This is a genomic window from Methylobacterium radiodurans, assembly GCF_003173735.1.
Lineage (GTDB): Bacteria > Pseudomonadota > Alphaproteobacteria > Rhizobiales > Beijerinckiaceae > Methylobacterium > Methylobacterium radiodurans.
The window spans coordinates 2031826-2050197 of sequence record NZ_CP029551.1 but is presented as its reverse complement, the minus strand read 5'-3'; the positions used below and the strand labels follow the sequence as shown (position 1 = coordinate 2050197).

Here is an 18372-nt window from a genome sequence, read left to right as displayed (position 1 = left end):
GATGAAGCGCCGCCCTTCATGCAGGCCTCGCCCTTTCCTGAAGCTGGGTTCCCCTCTCCCCCCTTGCTGTGCAGGGTACCCTCCCCCGCAGTGGGGGGAGGGAAGATGCAGCGATGTCGCGCCCATCACGCTTCCCCCTCCCCCGCCAGCGACCATTCGAGCACCCGCGCGAGGTGGTCGTACGCGCCGTAAGCCCGCGCGTATTTCGGGTACGGCCGGGAGACGTAGGCCGCCTCGCCGGTCATGAAGCGGGCGACCAGACCGCGCAGGCGCTCCGCGTGCTCCTCCACGATCTCCGGCACGCCGCGGGTCTCGCCGCGGGGCGTCTTCACCGGCATCGGCGTAAAGGCTTTGCGCCCGCCCGAGGCGTAGACGTAGAGCAGGTCGGGCGCGGTCGCGGTCTTCGGAAAACCCTTGAAGGCGCCGGCCATCAGCATCGCGGCCTCCAGGGTCAGCTGCGGCGAGAAGCCGGCGAAGACCTCACGGTTGCTCGGCGGCAGGCCGGTCTTGAAGTCGACGATGCAGGCGCCGCCGTCTGCCCGGCGCTCGATCCGGTCGGCCCGGGCGCGCAGCGTGAAGGTCTCCCGGCCCATCGGGATCTCCCAGCGGCCGTAGATCTCGGGATGCACCGCCTTCAGTCCCGCGCGCCGCTCGACCTCCCAGGGCAGGTAGGCGTTCGCCATGCGCTCGTAGCGCGGCCACCACTCGGCGTAGAGTTCCGGATAGGTGTCGATGATCGGCGCAAAGGCGTCGTAGGCCACGCTGTCGAGATACTCGACCGCGACGTCGAAGGCGGGAAGCCCCTCGGGGAAGCGCGCGGAGAAGCGCGCGAAGATGTCGTGCACGATCGAGCCGCGGTCGCTCGCGCCGGGCTGGGCAGCCAGCGGATCGAGCGGGTCGAGCCCGAGCACGTGGCGCGCGAAGATGCTGTAGGGGTCGCGCACCAGAGTCTCGACCTCGGTGACGCTGAGGGAGCGCGGGAACAGGGCCGGGTCCGGCCGGGGCTTCGGCTGTGAAAGGCGCGGCTGCGGCGGCAGGGTGTCGATCGCCGCCACGTATCCGAGGAAGCGCCGGCCCCGTGCCACCGCCTCGCCCCAGGGCGCCTCGCCCGCGAAGGCGCGCACGCGCTGAAGCAGCCGCGAGGGCACGGTCGGCGCGCCCTCGCGCTTGGCCGCCCGGGTGATGACCGCATCGCGCGGCCCCAACCCCTGCACGAAGTCGTGCGCCATCTGGCCGATGCGGCGCTCGGGCGGGTCGAGGCCGACGCGCTCGCGCATCGGACGGTTCAGGAAGGCGTCGGTCGTCGCCCGCATCGGCCAGACACCCTCGTCGAGCCCGGCCAGCACGATCCGGTCGGCCGTGAGCAGGCGCGCCTCCAGGAGGCCGAGGACGCGCAGGCGCGGGTGCGGGGCGGCACCCGCACAGGGCACCATCCGCTCGGCCGCGAGCGCGGTGAAGAAGGCCGGGTAGTCGTCGAAGCGGCCGGGCAGCAGGTCCGGGTCGGTGAGTTCGAGGTCGTCGAACAGGGCGTCGAGGCAGTTCAGCGAGGCGTCGGCGGTCTCGATGGCGTCCTCGGGCGCAGCGGTGAGCCGGTCGCAGGCGGCGCGGTGGCGGCCGGCGAGCGCCACGAGGTTGCAATCGCCCCCCTCGCCCGGCCCGGGGAACGCCGCGAACGCCTCGTCCAGCTTGTCGAGGAGCGCGGCGGCAAGATCCCAGTCGATCTCCTTCAGGCGGCGTTTCGCCCGCGGCTGGCGCTCGGGCGCCCCGGCGCGCTCGGCGGCGAGCGCCTGCCGGATTCCGTCGAAGCCGGGCCTCGGCGCCGGCCCGCGCAGGACGCCGATCTCCAGGGCGGCGGCACCGCGTACCACGTCGGAGCGGGGCATGCCGAGCAGCACGAGCGGGTGTGCGAGCAGGGCCAGCAGGCGCGCGGGGATCGCGTCGCCCTGCCGACGCAAGAGGTCGGCGGCGAGTTCGGCAGCCAGCCGCGCGAGGCGCCCCGCCGGGCTGCGGGCGAGCGGCACCCCGGCGCCGTCCTCGGCGACGATGCCCCAGCGGGCGAGTTCCTGGGCGACGCGGGCGGCAAGCCCGCGGTCGGGCGTGACCAGCGCCGCGGTTGCGCCGAGCACTTCAAGAGTCTCGCGCAGCGCGATCGCGGCGGCCAGCGCCTCCTCGCGCTCGTCGGCCGCCTCGACTACGCAGAGATGGGCGAGACCGTGCGCGGCTTTGCGCGCGCGCTCGGCCGGGTCGAGGCGGGCCCAGGCGTCCGTGGTCTCGGCCGGGCGCAGGGCCTGCGACAGCATCGCGGCGCGCGCCGCCGATTCCGGGTCCGGCCGGCCGAGCTCGACGACGGCCGCGCGCGCGATGTTCAGGCCCTGCCGGCCGAGGAGCCGGTGCAGCACCGCCTGCGGATGGCCGTGGGCGATCTCGCGATCCTCGCCGGTCCCGGTCTCGATGGCGTCCCAGCCGGCCGCGTCGAGGTCGAGGTCGAGGCCGGGCAGCACCACGGCGCCCCGGGGCAGGCCCGCCACCGCGGCGATGAGCTTCGTGGTCGCCGGCACCGACCCGGTCGAGCCCGCGACCACGACGGGGTCCGCCGGCCGCTCCCGGGCGAGGCGCTTGGCCTCGGCCAGCACGAGGCCGCGGGCCCGTGAGACGGGATCGCTCATGCCGCGCTCGTCGAGGATGCCCGGCCAGAACTCGGCGGCGATGCGCACGAAATCGAGGGTGAGGCCGAAATAGCGCGAGTACTCGGCCTCGACGGCGCTGCCGATCTCCGACCAGGGCAGGCCCTCGACGGTGAGCGCGTCCATCAGGCGCTCCAGATCGGCCGCGAGCCCGACCGCGTCGGCGGGCGAGGAGGGCACGAGGAACGGCACCTCGGCATCGAGCGGCAGGAGCTTGCGGTCGACGGTCGCCGCCCAGGCCTGGACGAGGCGGGCGAGGATCAGGCGCCGCTCCAGGGGCGGCATCGGCGCGCTCAGGGGGTCGGGCCCGTTCTCCAGGAGGGGCTCGGCCGCGAGGTCGAGCTCCGCCTCGTCGGCCTCGCCGAGCGGGATCATGCGCGGCAGAAGCGCCGCCCCGCCGAGCCGGCTGCCGAGGAGGGACGCGAAGGCGCGCGCGGCCCGGCGCGTCGGCAGGAACAGGGTGACGCCCGCGAGCGCCAGCGGGTCATGCCCGAGATCGCCGACGAGCCGCCCGTCGAGCAGGGCGTCGGCGAGCGTCGGCAGAAACGGGGCACCGCGGCCGATGGTGAAGATGTGGGACTCGGACATCGGGAGCTTGGGCGATCCGCTCGGCAGCGCCTGGACGCACGGGCGGCATCACGCGTCCGCGCATCCTGACTTACGTGTTCTACGTCCGTTCCACAATCGCGAGGCCGATCTCGGGCGAGGTTTCTCAGGGATGGCGGGCGCTCGCCTTCACGCGCTCCTCGGCCGCCTGGATCGCCTCGGGCGTGCCGACATGGAGCCACTGGCCGTCGAGGCGCAGGCCGTAGAGGCGCTCGCGCGCGATCGCCCGGTCGAACAGGAGGTTGAGCGAGAAGGCGCCGTCCGGCGTGCCGGCGAAGAGCTCGGGCTTCAGGATCGCCACGCCCGCATAGATGAAGGGCGCGACCGCCCGCTCGCCGCGCCGCTCCAGGCGCCCGTCCGCCGCCATCACGAAGTCGCCCGCGCCCTCGTAGCCGAGGCTCGTCGCGGTTGGGGCGACGAGGAGCAGGATGTCCATCGCCTCGGGCTGCCAGCGCTCGATCAGGCGCGCGAGATTCGGGGTCGGCCCCTCAAGCCAGAAGGAATCCGAGTTCATCACCACGAAGGGCTGGGTGCCCACGAGGTCGAGCGCCTTCTTCACGCCGCCGCCGGTCTCGAGGAGCGTCGCGCGCTCGTCGGAGACCACGATGTTCGGGGTGTCGCGCCGGGAGACGTGCGCCTCCACGAGGTCGGCGAGGTAGTGGACGTTGACCACCGCCGTGTCGATGCCGGCCTCCGCCGCCCGGTCGAGAGCGTGGTCGATCAGCGCCTTGCCGGCGACCTCGACCAGCGGCTTCGGGGTGGTCGCCGTGACCGGCCGCATGCGCTTGCCGAGGCCCGCCGCGAGGACGAAGGCGCGGGTGATGCTGGGCTCGCTCATGGTGAGGTCCTGGGAAGCGGTCGTCTTCGAGGGGTCAGGCCGGCGCGACGAGGCCCGGCATGTGCCGCGCGTGCCAGTCGCGCAAGGGGGCCAGCGCCGGGTGCTCGAGGTTGCGGGCGAGGTAGCCCTCGATGCGCGGCAGGTGGGCGAGGTAGCCCGGCTTGCCGTCGCGCTTGTCGAGGCGCGCGAAGATACCGAGGATCTTGGTGGCGCGCTGGGCCGCCAGCAGGGCGTAGGCGGTGGCGAAGCCCGTGACGTCGAAGCCGGGCTCGCGGGCGCGGCGCTCGCGGGCGTAGAGGCCGAGCAGGCGCAGCTCGAACTCGGCACTGGCATCGACCCGCGCGTCCTGCAAGAGCGAGGCGACGTCGTAGGCCGGGTGGCCGAGCACCGCGTCCTGGAAGTCGATCAGGCCGACGCGCTCCAGCCCCTCGCGGTTGGGCAGCCAGATCAGGTTCGGCGAGTGGTAGTCGCGCAGCGTCCAGGTCGGGCGGGCGGGAATCGCGCCGCGCAGCGCCTCGGCCCAAAGGTCGAGGAACTCGGCCCTGGCCTCCGGCGCCAGGGAGACGCCGCGGATGCCGGGCGCGTACCACTCGGGCAGCAGCTCGGTCTCGAACAGCAGCGCTTCCAGGTCGTAGGTCGGGATGCGGTGCTCGACGCCGGCGGCCACCGGCAGGACCGGCGGCAGCTCGGTGGCGTGGAGCTTGGCCAGCAGCCGCGTCGCCTCGACGTAGCGCTCCGGCCGGGGGCCGCTCGCGTCCACCACCGGCTCGGTGCCGAGATCCTCGAGGATGAGGAGGCCCGCGTCGAGATCCTCGCCGTAGATGCGCGGCGCCGAGAAGCCGAGCGCCCGTAATCCCCGGTCCATCGCCACGAAGGCGTGCACACTCTCGGCGAGTTTCACGATGGCGCTGTAGGGCTTGCCGTCGCGCACCGGCGGGCCGTCAGCGCGCGGCGGCGAGATCATCAGCACCGCCGTGGTGCCGTCCGGATTGGTCAGGCGCTGGTAGGCCCGGGAGGAGGCATCGCCCTGCATGTGGGCGCGCTCGGCCAGATCCCAGCCCGCGCGCACCATCAGGGCGCGCACGGCCCGGGCCCGCTCGATGCGGTCGCGCATGCCACCCGTCCCATCGATGCGGGCGAAGCGCGAACCCTCGCCGAACTCCGGACGAAGGGACAGATCGACGGTGAGCACCGGGCCCGCGCGGGGCGGCAGCTGCTCGGGCCACTCGACCAGCGTGATGGCGGACTCGGTCATCTCGTCGAAGCCGAGCTCGACGAGTTCGTCGGCGCCGCGCAGGCGATAGAGGTCGGCGTGCACGATCATGCGCCCGTCCCGGCCCGTATAGGGCTGGACCAGGGTGAAGGTCGGGCTCGGCACTTCGAGGTCGGGATCGCCGGTCAGCTCCCGGATGAGCGCGCGCGCCAGCGTGGTCTTGCCGCCGCCCAGGCCTCCCGACAGGGCAACGACGTCGCCCGGCAGCAGGAACTCGGCGAGGAACAGGCCGAGATCCTCGGTCGCGCCCTCCTCGGGCAGCACGATCTCCCAGGGCTTGGACTCCCCGGGATCGCGGCCCTCGGCGGGCGCCTCGTGCGCAGTCGGATCGTCCTGGTCCAAACCCGCTCCTCCGCGGTCCCCGCGCCTCCTGCCGATCCGGTCCGGGCTCGGCCGCGATGCCCGGATCGTCCGACGACCGCGCGAACGCGGGCGCTCTCGATAACACGACAAGTCGTAGCCGAGGATCGTTAACCGATCATCGCGCTCCGACGCAGCGCGTCCCCGGCGCGGCCCAAGCTTGACAGTGGGCCGCTTTCGCGGAACCGCTCCCGCTCGCAGTCAAGGAGAAGCCTTCCGATGGATGCCCTGTTCGCGCGCCTGTCGCCCCTCGCGCCCTACGCGCTCGCCGCCCTGCGGATCATGGCGGGTCTCCTGTTCCTGGCGCACGGCACGCAGAAGCTGTTCGGCTTCCCACCCTCCAGCGGGCCGGCGCCCGAGCTGCTCTCGCTGCGGGGCATCGGCGGGGTGATCGAGATCGTCACCGGCGCCCTGATCGCGCTCGGCCTGTTCACCCGGCCCGCGGCCTTCCTGGCCTCCGGCCAGATGGCGGTGGCCTACTTCCTGTTCCACGCGCCGCGCGGCTTCTACCCGGCCGTGAACGGGGGCGACGCCGCGATCCTGTTCTGCTTCGTCTTCCTATACCTCGTCACCGCCGGGCCCGGAGCGCTGAGCCTCGACCGGCGGCGCCCGCGGGTCTGAGTCTCGATCGTCGCGTGTGCCGCGGATCCGCTCTCCCCGCCGCGCGGGGAGAGGGGGCAGCCATATTCACCCGATGATCTTGTCCACCGTGATCGGTAGGTGGCGGACGCGCTTGCCGGTGGCGTGGAAGACCGCGTTGGCGACCGCCGCCGCGGTGCCCACGATGCCGATCTCGCCGAGCCCCTTCACGCCGAGTGGGTTCGCCCGGTCCTCCTCGTCCACGAAGATCACCTCGATGTCGTGGATGTCGGCGTTCACCGGCACGTGGTACTCGCCGAGATTGTGGTTCATGAACCGGCCGAGGGTGGTGTCCATCATGGACTCCTCCTCGAGAGCAGCGCCGATGCCCATGACCACGCCGCCGAGGATCTGGCTGCGCGCCGTCTTCGGGTTGAGGATCTTGCCGGCCGCGATCGCCGAGACGACGCGGGTCAGGCGCACCTGTCCCAGTTCCTCGTCGATCTTCACCTCGGCGAAGATGGCGGAGTGGGTATAGGCCTCGTACTGGCTGTTGAAGTCCTTGTCGGGCGCGGCCTGACCGACGGCCTCCAGCTTCTCGACGCCGGCCGCGCGCATCACGTCCACCAGCGCCACGCGGCGGCTCGCGTCGCCCGCGACCTCGATATGGCCGTCCGCGAAGGCAACGCGCTCGAAATCGACGTTGGCGAGGGGCGAGTTGTCCATCTGGCGCGCCAGCCGGAAGATCTGCTCGCCGACGTCCCGGCAGGCCTTCATCACGGCGGTGCCCGAGGATGCCGCCGTCCACGAGCCGCCCGCGATCGGCGCCTCGGGGAGCCGCGTGTCGCCGAGCTTCGTCGTCACCGCCTCCATGGGCAGGCCGAGCGTGTCGGCGGCGATCTGGGTGAGGATCGTGTAGGTGCCGGTGCCGATGTCGCCGGTGGTGTTGCCGACCTCGAGCCGGCCGTCGGCCGTCAGGATGGCGTGGGCGCTCGTCTGCATCATCATCGATTCCCAGACACCGGTGGCCATGCCCCAGCCGACGAGCTCGCGGCCCTCGCGCATGGAGCGCGGCTCCGGGTTGCGCTTCGACCAGCCGAAGCGCTCGGCGCCCTGCTCGAAGCAGCTCTTGAGCGCCTTCGAGCCGAAGGGCTTGTCCTCCTGGGTCTGGTCCCGCTCGGTGTAGTTCTTCAGCCGGAGCTGGATCGGGTCCTGGCCGGTGGCGTGGGCCAGCTCGTCCATCGCCGTCTCGATGGCGAAGACGCCCGTCACGGCACCGGGCGCCCGCATGTCGGCGGGCGTGAAGGTGTCGAGCTTGGCAAGCTTGTAGGTCAGGGCGACGTTGTCACACTTGTAGAGGATGCCCGACCAGTTGACGACGACCTCCTGGTAATCCTCGAACTGCGAGGTCGGCGCCAGCGCGTCGTGGCGCAGCGCCTGGAGGGTGCCGTCCTTATCGGCGCCGAGGCTGATCGTCTGGATCGCCTCGGGGCGGAAGCTGAAGGTCCACATCTGGTCGCGGGTCAGCGCCACGCGCACCGAGCGGCCGAGGTCGCGCGCGGCCAGCATCGCCAGGAAGAGCTGGTATTGCGGCCGCAGCCCCGAGCCGAAGCCGCCGCCGAGATACGGGTTCATCACCCGCACCGCGTCCTTGCTGAGACCGAAGACGTTGGCGAGGTAGCCCTGGCTGTTCGAGACGCCCTGGATCTTGTCGTAGACCGTGTAGGTGCCGTCCTCCTCGACGATCACGGTCGAGGCGTGGGGCTCCATCGGGTTGTGGTGCTCGGTGGCCAGCGTGTACTGCTCGCGGACCTTCACTGCGGCTGTGTCGAAGGCCGCGTCCGCGTCGCCCCAGGGCTTCGGCGGCGGCTTGATGCCGTTGCGCTTCATCGGCGGGTCGTAGGCCAAGTCCCCGACCTTGGTGAGGTCGACGGTCGGTGCCTCCGCCTCGTAATCCACCCTGACCAGCGTCGCGGCGTGGCGCGCGGTGTCGAAACTCTCCGCCACCACCAGCGCGACCGGCTGGCCGCTGTAGTGGATCTTGTCGTCGTAGAGCGCGCGGAAGGGCGCGCCGGGCGGCGCGACCTGATCCTGGTAATTGTAGTTCAGCCAGGCGGTGCGCGGCCGGTTCTCGTGGGTCAGCACCTTGACGACACCGGGCACCGCCTCGGCGGCGCTGGTGTCGATGCTCCGGATCCGGCCCTTGGCGACGATGCCCGACACCACGTAGCCGTGCAGGAGGTCGGGCGCCGAGAACTCGCCCGCGTACTTGGCGAGGCCCGTCACCTTGGCGGGGCCGTCGATGCGGCTGCGGGGCGTGCCGACGAAGGTGTCGTGCCCGGTGGAGGAGAAGGTCTGGGTCATCGGCGGCTCACTGGATGCGCTTGTCGGTGACGGACTGGGGCGTGCCGGCGGCGGCCTGTTCCAGGCCCCGCACGATGGCGCGCCGCGCGAGTTCCACCTTGAAGGCGTTGCCGTGCTGGGGTTTGGCCTCGGCGACGACGAGGTCGGCGGCGGCCTGGAAGCTCTCGCGGGTGGCGGGCTTGCCCTGCAGCAGCGCCTCCGCCTCCGCGTTGCGCCAGGGCTTGTGGGCGACGCCGCCGAGCGCGAGTCGGGCGGTCCTGATCGCGTCGCCGTCGAGGTCGAGGGCGGCGGCGACCGAGACCAGCGCGAAGGCGTAGGAGAGCCGGTCGCGCAGCTTCAGATAGGTGTAGTGGCGCGAGAAATCCTGGTCGGGCAGGTCGACCGAGACGATGATCTCGCCGGGCCTCAGGTTGGTGTCCTTCTCGGGCGCATCGCCCGGCAGGCGGTGGAACTCGGCGAAGGGGATGCTGCGCTCGCCCTCCGGCCCGCTCACCTGCACCACGGCCTCCAGGGCGGCGAGCGCCACGCACATGTCGGAGGGGTGCGTGGCGATGCAGTGCTCACTCGTGCCGAAGATCGCGTGGATACGGTTGACGCCCCCGATCGCCGGGCAGCCGGAGCCGGGCTGCCGCTTGTTGCAGGGCGTGCCCGTGTCGTAGAAGTAGTAGCAGCGGGTGCGCTGCAGCAGGTTGCCGCCGGTCGAGGCGGCGTTGCGCAATTGCGCCGAGGCACCGGCCAGGATCGCGTCGGCGAGCAGCGGGTAGCGCGCCCGGACCCGGTCGTCGTAGGCCACGGTGGCGTTGGTGGCGAGCGCGCCGAGCCGCAAGGATCCGTCGTGCTCCGCGATCTCGCCGAGCGGCAGGCGGGTGATGTCGATGAGCCGGCCGGGGCGCTCGACGTCGTACTTCATCAGGTCGATCAGGTTGGTGCCGCCCGCGATGAAGCGCGCGCCGTTCGCCCCCGCGAAGGCCTGCACGGCCTGCGCAACCGTCTCGGCGCGGACGTAGTCGAAGCGGTTCATCGGGCGCCTCCCTGGGCCATCACGTCCTCGATCGCGTCCACGATGTTGGTGTAGGCACCGCAGCGGCAGATGTTGCCGCTCATCGCCTCGCGGATCTCGTCGCGCGAGCGGGCGTGGCCCTCGTTCATCATGCCGACCGAGGAGCAGAGCTGGCCCGGCGTGCAGTAGCCGCACTGGAAGGCGTCGTGCTCGATGAAGGCCTCCTGGATCGGGTGCAGGCCGTTGGTGCCCGCGCCCCCGTTGGCGAGGCCGGACAGCCCCTCGACCGTGGTGATCTCGGCCCCGTCCTTCATCACCGCCAGAGTCAGGCAGGAATTCACCCGGGTGCCATTGACCAGCACCGTGCAGGCGCCGCACTGGCCGTGGTCGCAGCCCTTCTTCGTGCCGGTGAGGTCGAGATGCTCGCGCAGCAGGTCGAGCAGGGTGGTCCAGGGCGCGACCTGAAGGTCGCGGTGCTGGCCGTTGATGGTCAGGCTGATGCCGACCTTCGTGTCCGCCGCGACGGGCGAACCGCTTTCGATGAGCATGGAGACCTCGCGAGAACGATGAGGCGGACCGGGTCGCGGCCGTAGAAGAAGGCGTTCCATCCGCTGCGGGGTCTCGCGCCGAGGGGCGCGCGGACGGCGAGCGGACGGGTTTGCCGGGCGTCGGGCGCCCGGTCTCACCTCACAACAATTCCAGATTGTCCCTGTTCCCGGCCACCGCCGCGGCGGGCCTGCCACCGTTTCGCTCGGCCGGTGCATCGGCTAACCCTGTGGCGGACCACGCACTCAGCCGGAGACAGCCCATGGCGGCGCTCGACGCGATCCTGAACGACATCGACAAGGACCTCGACAACGCGCTGGAGCGCCTGTTCCGGTTCCTCAGGATCCCGTCGATCTCGACCGACCCGGCCTACGCCGCCGAGTGCCGCAAGGCCGCCGACTGGCTCGCGGCCGACCTCACCGCGCTCGGCTTCGAGACAGGCGTGCACGAGACCAGCCTGCACCCGGTGGTGCTCGCCCACAAACCGAAGCCCGGCACCCCGCACGTGCTGTTCTACGGTCACTACGACGTGCAGCCGGTCGATCCGCTGAGCCTCTGGGAGACGCCGCCCTTCGAGCCGCGCATCAGCGAGGGCGCGGATGGGCAGCGCCGGATCGTCGGGCGCGGCGCCTCCGACGACAAGGGCCAGGTGATGACCTTCGTGGAGGCCTGCCGGGCCCATATCGCGATGGCCGGCGAGCTGCCCTGCGGCGTCACCATCCTGGTCGAGGGCGCGGAGGAGAACGGCTCGCAGGGGCTGCCCGAATGGGTCGAGCAGAACCGGGACAAGCTCGGCGCGGACGTGGTGCTCGTCTGCGACACCAGCATGTGGGACGCGAACACGCCCGCCATCACCACCTCGCTCCGGGGCCTGTGCTACTTCGAGGTGAAGGTCACCTGCGCCGACCGAGACCTGCATTCGGGCTTCTTCGGCGGTGCCGCGCGCAACCCGATCCACGTCCTGTCCAAGATCCTGGCCGATCTCCACGACGCGGACGGGCGCGTGACGGTGCCGGGCTTCTACGACGGCGTGCACGAGCGCCCGCCCGAGGTGATCGAGCAGTGGCGCGGCCTCGGCCTGACGCCTGAGAAGTTCCTGGGGCCGATCGGCCTGAAGGAGCCGGCGGGCGAGCGCGGCCGCATGCCGATCGAGCTGATCCAGTCGCGCCCCGCCTGCGACGTCAACGGCATCATCGGCGGCTACACCGGAGAGGGCACCAAGACGGTGATCGCGAGCGAAGCCTCCGCCAAGGTGTCGTTCCGCCTCGTGGACGACCAGGACCCGCAGGCGCTGGCGCGCAACTTCGAGGCCTTCGTGCGGGCGCGCGTGCCGGCCGATTGCCGGGTCGAGGTCGTCACCTACAAGGGCTCGCGGGCGGTGAGCCTGCCCTTCGACATGCCCGAACTCGGCCTCGCCAAGGCGGCACTCGCGCAGGAATGGGGGGCCGAGGCCGTGACGGTGGGAGCCGGCGGCTCGATCCCGATCGTGGGCGACTTCAAGCGGATCCTCGGGCTCAACACCCTGCTGATCGGCTTCGCGCTCGACGACGACCGCATCCACTCGCCGAACGAGAAGTACGACGTGCGCAGCTTCCACAAGGGCACGCGCTCCTGGGCGCGCATCCTCTCGGCCTTCGGCGGGGCCTGAGGCCCGCCGGAATCTTTCCTTGTTTGGACGCGCGCTTCGCCGGTCCGGCATTCACCTCGGCGGAAAGCGCTTAGCGGCCGATCCGGCGCGCGACCCAGGCCCACAGGGTCCGGATCTCCTCGGCGGCGAGACCGCCGGGTGCCTGCTCGGTGACGCCGGCACCGAGCGCCAGGGCGTCCTGGTGATCGACCCGCTGGATCATCGCCGGATCCGCCAGCACGCCGAGGGTCGCCAGTTGCCGGGCATAGAGGCCGGTGCGCGGCGAGGGCGGGGGCGGGCACTGGTTGAGCACCAGCGCCACCCGGTCGCGCATGCCCTGCCCCGCCATGGCCCGGATCGTCGGCTGCGCCGCCATCAGGTCGAGGCGGGATGGGCGGATCGGGATCAGCACGAGGTCGGCGAGCCGGAGCGCCAGCGCCGCGCCGCCCGAGCCTGAGCCGGCGGTGTCGAGGATCGCGAGTGTCACGCCCTGCTCGGCCGCCTGGCCGAGGATCTCCGGCAGCTGGGCGATCTCCCAGGGCTGGATCCGGTCCACCGCCGGGTTGCCCCGCGCCCGCATGGCGCCCCAGCCCGCGAGCGAGCCCTGCGGGTCGAGGTCGAAGGGCGTCACCCGCTCGTCGGCCTGGGCCGCCGCGACCGCGAGCGAGGCCGCGAGCGTGGTCTTGCCGGTTCCGCCCTTCTGCACCGCGAGGGCGATCACCCGCAGGCCGGCGGAGGCGCTTCGAAGGGTGTCCCCGTTCACGCCGGCCGTCCACCCAGATCCCCCCTGGCCTTCATCCCGACCGCTCCGCCCCCTGCTCCCCGGCCCGCTCCGATGCGCGGCGTTTGCCCGTGCGCTGCCCGGCGTGACGGGACTGTATTCCCGAACGATCCATCCCGGATCAAGTCGCGCCCCACGGCGCGGATTGCAGGGGCCGGCTCAGTGTCGGCGGCACGGTTACCGGATCGCGCCGCGCTCCCGCGCGTTGGGCCGGCATCCCGACCGACGGGAGAGCGATCGGGAGATCGATGCCGCAGTTCGACAGACGCACGCTCCTCAAGGCGAGCCTCGCGCTCTGCGCAGGCGCCCTGGCCGGCAGCCCCGCCCGTGCCGCGCCCGTGGTCCGGGTCGACGATCCGCGCCTCGCGGCCATCGTCGATCCGGAGGCGGACCTCGCGACCCTCTACGCCGAGGGGCGCTGGTGCGAGGGGCCGTGCTGGGCCCCGGCGCTCGGCGGCCTCGTCTTCAGCGACGTGAAGGCGAACCGCATCCTCGTGCTGGGTCCGGAGCCCGCGCCCGGCCGGCCCGCGACCCTCCGGGCGCCCTCCAACAATGCCAACGGCAACACCCTCGACGGGCAGGGCCGGCTCGTCACCTGCGAGCACCGCGGGCGGCGCGTGGTGCGGCGCGAGCCGGGCGGCTCCCTCACGGTGCTGGCCGATTCCTACGACGGGCGGAAGCTGAACTCGCCGAACGACGCCGTCGAGGGACCCGACGGCGCGATCTGGTTCACGGATCCCATCTACGGCATCACCGAGCCCGAGGAGGGCATCCAGGCCGAGCCCGAGCAGGCGGCGCGCCGGGTCTACCGGGTCCCCGAGCCGGGCCGGGTCGAGGCGATGACCGACGTGCTCGACCAGCCCAACGGTCTCGCCTTCGCGCCGGACGGGCGCACCCTCTACGTCAGCGAATCCGGCGCCGCCCTGAACCCCGAGGGCGGCCGGGCGATCCTGGCCTTCCCGGTCGAGGGCGGCCGGCTCGGGCGTCACCGCGTCTTCGCCGAACTGGAGGCCGGGGTGCCGGACGGACTGAAGGTCGACGCGCGCGGGCACCTCTTCGCCGCCTGCATCGACGGGGTGCGGATCTACCACCCGGACGGGACCCCGCTCGGGCGCATCGCCACGCCGGTGGTCGCCGCCAACATGGCGTTCGGCGCGGGCGGGCGCCTCTACATCGCCGCGTCCCACGCGATCCACGCCATCGACCTCAAGGCCTGAGGAGAGCCGCTTGCCCATCGACCGCCGCCACCTGATCGGCTCCGGCCTCGTCGCGCTCGCGGCCGGCGCGGCGGGCCCCGCCCGCGCGAGATCCGAGGCGCGGACCGCCAGCCCGAGCCGCCCGGTCGGCGCGCTCGAACTCGCCCACCTCGCCGACGCACCCTCGACGCCGACCGGCCTTGCGATCGCGCGCGGGGGCCGGGTCTTCGTGATGATGCCGCGCTTCACCGCCGACGTGCCGGTGACTGTGGGCGAGGTGATGCCGGACGGCTCCGTCCGCCCCTATCCCGATGCCGAGAGCAACCGGCCGGACCCGAAGCGCCCGCAGGCGAGCCTGTTCCACGTCCCGAACGGCGTCTTCGACCGTGACGACACGCTCTGGCTGCTCGATGCCGGCCTGCCCGAGGGCAAGGGCGCGCCGGTTCCGGGCGGCGCCAAGCTCGTCCAGATCGACATCGGCACGAACCGAATCGCGCGCGTTGTGCCGCTCGATTCCGGTGTCTCGCCGACCTCCTCGCTGAACGACCTGCGGGTCGGACGGCTGAACGGACGGCCCGTCGCCTACATCACCGACCAGGGCCAGGACGGGAAGGGCGCGATCCTGGCCGTCGATCTCACGAGCGGGCTGGTGCTGCGGCGGCTGGCCGAGCACGCCAGCACGCAGTCGCAGAAGGGCGTCGTCAAGTTCGTCGAGCGGCGGCCGGTGATGCAGACCAAGGGAGACGGTCCGCCGCAGAGCCCGAAGGGCGGCGCCAACGGCATCGCGCTCAGCCCGGACGGGGCGCGGCTCTACTACGCGCCGCTCATGGCCCGGCACCTCTACGCGGTCGACACCGCCGCCCTGCTCGATCCGGGGGCGAGCGACGCGATGGTCGCCGCCAGCGTGAAGGATCTCGGCGAGAAGGGCCTGACGGGCGGCCTGACCACCGACTCGAAGGACCGGGTCTACCTGAGCCTGCAGGAGCACAACGCGGTGGGCCGGCGCGATCCGGACGGGCGGATCACGGTGCTGGCCGCAGACGACCGGCTGGTCTGGGCCGACACCTTCTGGATCACACCGGAGCGCTGGCTCTACATCTCGGCCGCGCAGGTGAACCGCCGGCCGGAATTCAACGCCGGGCAGGACCTGCAAAGGCCGCCCTACGCGATCCTGCGGGTGCGCATCGATGCCGACCCGGTCGACGGGGTCTGACAGTGAGCGGAGCACCGGGCGCAGGATGCCCGGCCCCGCGGCCCCGGCCCCCGTTTCCCGCAGGCGGGAACGGCACTAGACAGGGCCCCTGGCGATGCGACGCGAAGGCCCGATGAGCGCGAAGACCGAGACCCAGCCGAGCGAGACTGCCGAGGGAGGCGCGGGCAAGCCGGTCGGCCCCGGCGACCAAGTGATCCTGGTGGACGGCTCGTCCTTCATCTTCCGGGCCTATTTCCAGTCGATCAACCAAGACCAGAAGTACAATTCCCGGCCCTCGGACGGGCTGCCGACCGGCGCGGTGCGGCTGTTCTGCACCAAGATCGCGCAGTTCCTTCAGGACGGCGCGGCCGGCACGAAGCCCAGCCATCTCGGCATCGTCTTCGACAAGTCGGAAGGGTCTTTCCGCAAGGAGATGTTCCCGGACTACAAGGGCCACCGCCCGGACGCGCCGGACGACCTCAAGCGGCAGATGCCGCTGATGCGCGACGCGGTGCGCGCCTTCGGCCTGCACGCGATCGAGCTGGAGCGCTACGAGGCCGACGACCTCATCGCCACCTACGCGCGGCAGGCGGAGGCGCGGGGCGCGGGCGTCATCATCGTGTCCTCCGACAAGGACCTGATGCAGCTCGTGGGCCCCCTCGTGCGCTTCTACGATTTCGAATCGGGCGCCAAGGGCAAGCCGGGCTACCGGCCCGAGCGCAACCTCGACGTCGAGGCGATCGTCGCCAAGTGGGAGGGGCTGCAGCCGAACCAGATCGGCGACGCGCTGGCGTTGATCGGCGACACCTCCGACAACGTGCCGGGCGTGCCGGGCATCGGCCTGAAGACGGCGGCCGCGCTGATCAAGGAGTTCGGCAGCCTGGAGGCGCTGCTGGAGCGGGCGGGCGAGATCAAGCAGCCCAAGCGCCGCGAGACCCTGCTCGCCAACATCGACCAGGCCAAGCTCTCGCGAAGGCTCGTGGCGCTGATGGAGGACGTGCCCGTCCCCGTGCCGCTCGACGCCCTGGCGCTGCCCGCCCCCGACCCGGAGCGGCTGGTCGGCTTCCTCAAGGCGATGGAGTTCAACACGCTGACGCGGCGCATCGCCCAGATGCTCCATGTCGATCCGGAGGCGGTGCGGCCCGACCCGCGCCTGCTGCCGGGCGCCAGGGCGCACGGCTACGCCAACGCCGAGGGCGGCAGCGACGCGGTGCCGTTCTTCGGCGATGCCGTGCCGCCCGATCCCGAGACTGCGGCGGCGGGGCCTGAGCGCGCGCCGGGCGCCGCGCCGCCGGAGGGCGGCGAGGTCGATCCCTTCGCCGCGTTCGACCTGCCGGATGCGGCACCCCGCAACAGGGCCCCGCCCGAGCCGACGCCCGGTGGCCTCGTGGCGGCCCGCGCGGCGGAGTCGGTCAAGCCCTTCGACACGGAATCCTACGAGACGATCCGCACGCTCGAACATCTCGACGCCTGGATCGCGGAGGCGCGGGAGGCCGGAATCGTCGCGGTCGATACCGAGACCGACGACCTCGACGCGCACCATGCCGGCCTCGTCGGCGTCTCGCTCGCCACCGCGCCGGGGCGGGCCGCCTATATCCCGCTGGAGCATGTCGCGCCGGTCGAGGGCGCGGGCGAGGGCGACCTCTTCGGCACGGCGAAGCAGGCCACCGGCGAGTTCCGGCGCGTAGCCGGCCAGATCGACCCCGCCGCCGCGCTGAAGCGCCTGAAGGGCCTGCTCGAGGATCCGGGCGTCCTGAAGGTTGGCCAGAACCTGAAATACGACTGGCTGGTGCTCGCCCGCCACGGGATCGAGGTGGCGCCCTTCGACGACACGATGCTGATCTCCTACGTGCTCGACGCCGGCAAGGGCGGGCACGGCATGGACGAACTCGCCCGGCGCCATCTCGGCCACCAGCCGATCACCTTCGCGGACGTGGCCGGCACCGGCCGCAACAAGGTGACCTTCGACAAGGTCGCGATCGACAGAGCCACCGCCTACGCGGCCGAGGACGCCGACGTGACCCTGCGCCTCTGGCGCATGATGAAGCCGCGCCTCGTCGCCGAGCGGCGGGTCGCCGTCTACGAGACCCTGGAGCGCCCGCTGATCGCGGTGATCGCCCGGATGGAGCGGGCGGGCATCCGGGTCGATCGCGACATGCTGAGCCGGCTGTCCGGCGACTTCTCGCAGACGCTCGCGCGCCTGGAGGAGGAGATCCAGGAGGACGCGCAGGAGAAGTTCTCGGTCAGCTCCCCGAAGCAGATCGGCGACATCCTGTTCGGCAAGATGGGCCTGCCCGGCGCCAAGAAGACGCCGTCCGGCCAGTGGGCGACCCCCGCGACGCTGCTGGAGGAGCTGGCACAGGCCGGACACGAGCTGCCGAAGAAGATCCTGGAGTGGCGCCAGCTCTCGAAGCTGAAATCGACCTACACGGACGCGCTCCAGGCCCATGCCGACCGGGAATCGAGCCGGGTCCACACCTCGTTCTCGCTCGCCGCCACCACGACGGGCCGGCTCTCCTCCTCCGATCCGAACCTGCAGAACATCCCGATCCGCACGGAAGAAGGCCGGCGCATCCGCCGCGCCTTCGTGGCCGCCCCCGGCAACCGGCTGATCTCGGCCGACTATAGCCAGGTGGAGCTGCGCATCCTGGCCCACATCGCGGACGTGCCGCAGCTGCGCGAGGCCTTCGCGGAGGGCATCGACATCCACGCGGCCACCGCCTCGGCGATGTTCGGCGTGCCGCTCTCCGATATGACGCCGGATCTCAGGCGGCGGGCCAAGACCATCAATTTCGGCATCATCTACGGCATCTCGGCCTTCGGCCTCGCCGACCGGCTCGGCATCGGCCAGGCCGAGGCCTCGGCCTTCATCAAGCAATATTTCGAGCGCTTCCCCGGCATCCGGGACTACATCGACACGACGAAGCGCCTCTGCCGCGACAAGGGCTACGTCACCACCCTGTTCGGCCGGGTCTGCCACTACCCGCAAATCCGCTCGAACAACCCGCAAGAGCGCGCGAGCGTGGAGCGGCAGGCGATCAACGCGCCGATCCAGGGCACGGCCGCCGACATCATCCGGCGCGCCATGGCCAGGATGGAGGGCGCGCTCGCCGCCGAGAAGATCGAGGCGCGCATGCTGCTGCAGGTGCACGACGAGTTGGTCTTCGAGGCGCCCGAGGGCGAGGTCGCCCGGGCGCTCCCCGTGATCGCCGCGGTGATGGAGCAGGCGCCCGCCCCGGCCCTGACGCTGCGGGTGCCGCTGGTGGTCGAGGCCCGAGACGCCGGCAACTGGCAGGAGGCGCACTGAGGAGGCGCACTGAGGAGGC

12 protein-coding genes are annotated in these 18372 nt (G+C 72.0%); 5 read left to right on the top strand and 7 right to left on the bottom strand.

Annotated elements, in window-relative coordinates; genetic code table 11:
• Window positions 1-125: 125 nt before the first annotated feature.
• The 3 genes from addB to tsaE form a co-directional block, all read right to left on the bottom strand.
• Window positions 126-3272 (bottom strand): double-strand break repair protein AddB, encoded by a 3147-nt coding sequence (gene addB, locus DK427_RS09340; RefSeq protein WP_109951026.1) that lies wholly within the window; start codon window positions 3270-3272, stop codon window positions 126-128.
• Window positions 3273-3396: 124 nt separating this feature from the next.
• Entirely contained in the window at window positions 3397-4128 is a 732-nt protein-coding gene (locus tag DK427_RS09335; protein ID WP_109951025.1) for a nucleotidyltransferase family protein, read from the bottom strand.
• 34 nt (window positions 4129-4162) lie between these two features.
• Window positions 4163-5743: a tRNA (adenosine(37)-N6)-threonylcarbamoyltransferase complex ATPase subunit type 1 TsaE gene (tsaE, locus tag DK427_RS09330; protein ID WP_109951024.1), complete on the bottom strand. Its 1581-nt coding sequence runs from the start codon at window positions 5741-5743 to the stop codon at window positions 4163-4165.
• Between the two features lie 237 nt (window positions 5744-5980).
• On the opposite strand from tsaE, the gene DK427_RS09325 reads away from it, so the two are divergent.
• On the top strand, window positions 5981-6382 hold the full coding sequence (locus DK427_RS09325; RefSeq protein WP_109951023.1) for a DoxX family protein: 402 nt from the start codon (window positions 5981-5983) through the stop codon (window positions 6380-6382).
• A gap of 66 nt (window positions 6383-6448) precedes the next feature.
• Here the strand turns inward: DK427_RS09325 and DK427_RS09320 are convergent, their stop codons facing one another.
• From DK427_RS09320 to DK427_RS09310, 3 genes are read right to left on the bottom strand one after another with little or no spacing between them, the layout of a single operon-like run.
• Window positions 6449-8704: a xanthine dehydrogenase family protein molybdopterin-binding subunit gene (locus DK427_RS09320; RefSeq protein ID WP_109951022.1), complete on the bottom strand. Its 2256-nt coding sequence runs from the start codon at window positions 8702-8704 to the stop codon at window positions 6449-6451.
• Between the two features lie 7 nt (window positions 8705-8711).
• The gene (locus DK427_RS09315; protein WP_109951021.1) at window positions 8712-9725 is read right to left on the bottom strand and encodes an FAD binding domain-containing protein; all 1014 of its coding nucleotides are present in this window, start codon (window positions 9723-9725) and stop codon (window positions 8712-8714) included.
• Complete coding sequence (locus DK427_RS09310) at window positions 9722-10252, bottom strand: (2Fe-2S)-binding protein (protein ID WP_109951020.1); 531 nt, start codon at window positions 10250-10252, stop codon at window positions 9722-9724. The genes DK427_RS09315 and DK427_RS09310 overlap by 4 nt, the downstream gene beginning before the upstream one ends.
• Window positions 10253-10512: 260 nt before the next feature.
• Between DK427_RS09310 and DK427_RS09305 the strand changes: the two genes are divergently transcribed.
• Window positions 10513-11898 (top strand): dipeptidase, encoded by a 1386-nt coding sequence (locus tag DK427_RS09305; protein WP_109951019.1) that lies wholly within the window; start codon window positions 10513-10515, stop codon window positions 11896-11898.
• Window positions 11899-11968: 70 nt separating this feature from the next.
• On the opposite strand, the gene DK427_RS09300 is transcribed toward DK427_RS09305, so the two are convergent.
• Window positions 11969-12640: a nucleotide-binding protein gene (locus DK427_RS09300; RefSeq protein ID WP_245930858.1), complete on the bottom strand. Its 672-nt coding sequence runs from the start codon at window positions 12638-12640 to the stop codon at window positions 11969-11971.
• Window positions 12641-12906: 266 nt separating this feature from the next.
• Here DK427_RS09300 and DK427_RS09295 point away from each other — a divergent pair, with 266 nt between their 5' ends.
• From DK427_RS09295 to polA, 3 genes are all read left to right on the top strand, one after another.
• The gene (locus DK427_RS09295; RefSeq protein WP_109951018.1) at window positions 12907-13875 is read left to right on the top strand and encodes an SMP-30/gluconolactonase/LRE family protein; all 969 of its coding nucleotides are present in this window, start codon (window positions 12907-12909) and stop codon (window positions 13873-13875) included.
• Window positions 13876-13885: 10 nt separating this feature from the next.
• Window positions 13886-15067, top strand: coding sequence for an SMP-30/gluconolactonase/LRE family protein (locus tag DK427_RS09290; RefSeq protein WP_109951017.1), 1182 nt, complete (start codon window positions 13886-13888; stop codon window positions 15065-15067).
• 112 nt (window positions 15068-15179) lie between these two features.
• Window positions 15180-18353 carry a DNA polymerase I gene (polA, locus tag DK427_RS09285; RefSeq protein ID WP_109951016.1) on the top strand — a complete coding sequence of 1058 codons (3174 nt, stop codon included), beginning with the start codon at window positions 15180-15182 and terminating at the stop codon, window positions 18351-18353.
• The last annotated feature ends 19 nt before the right edge of the window (window positions 18354-18372 follow it).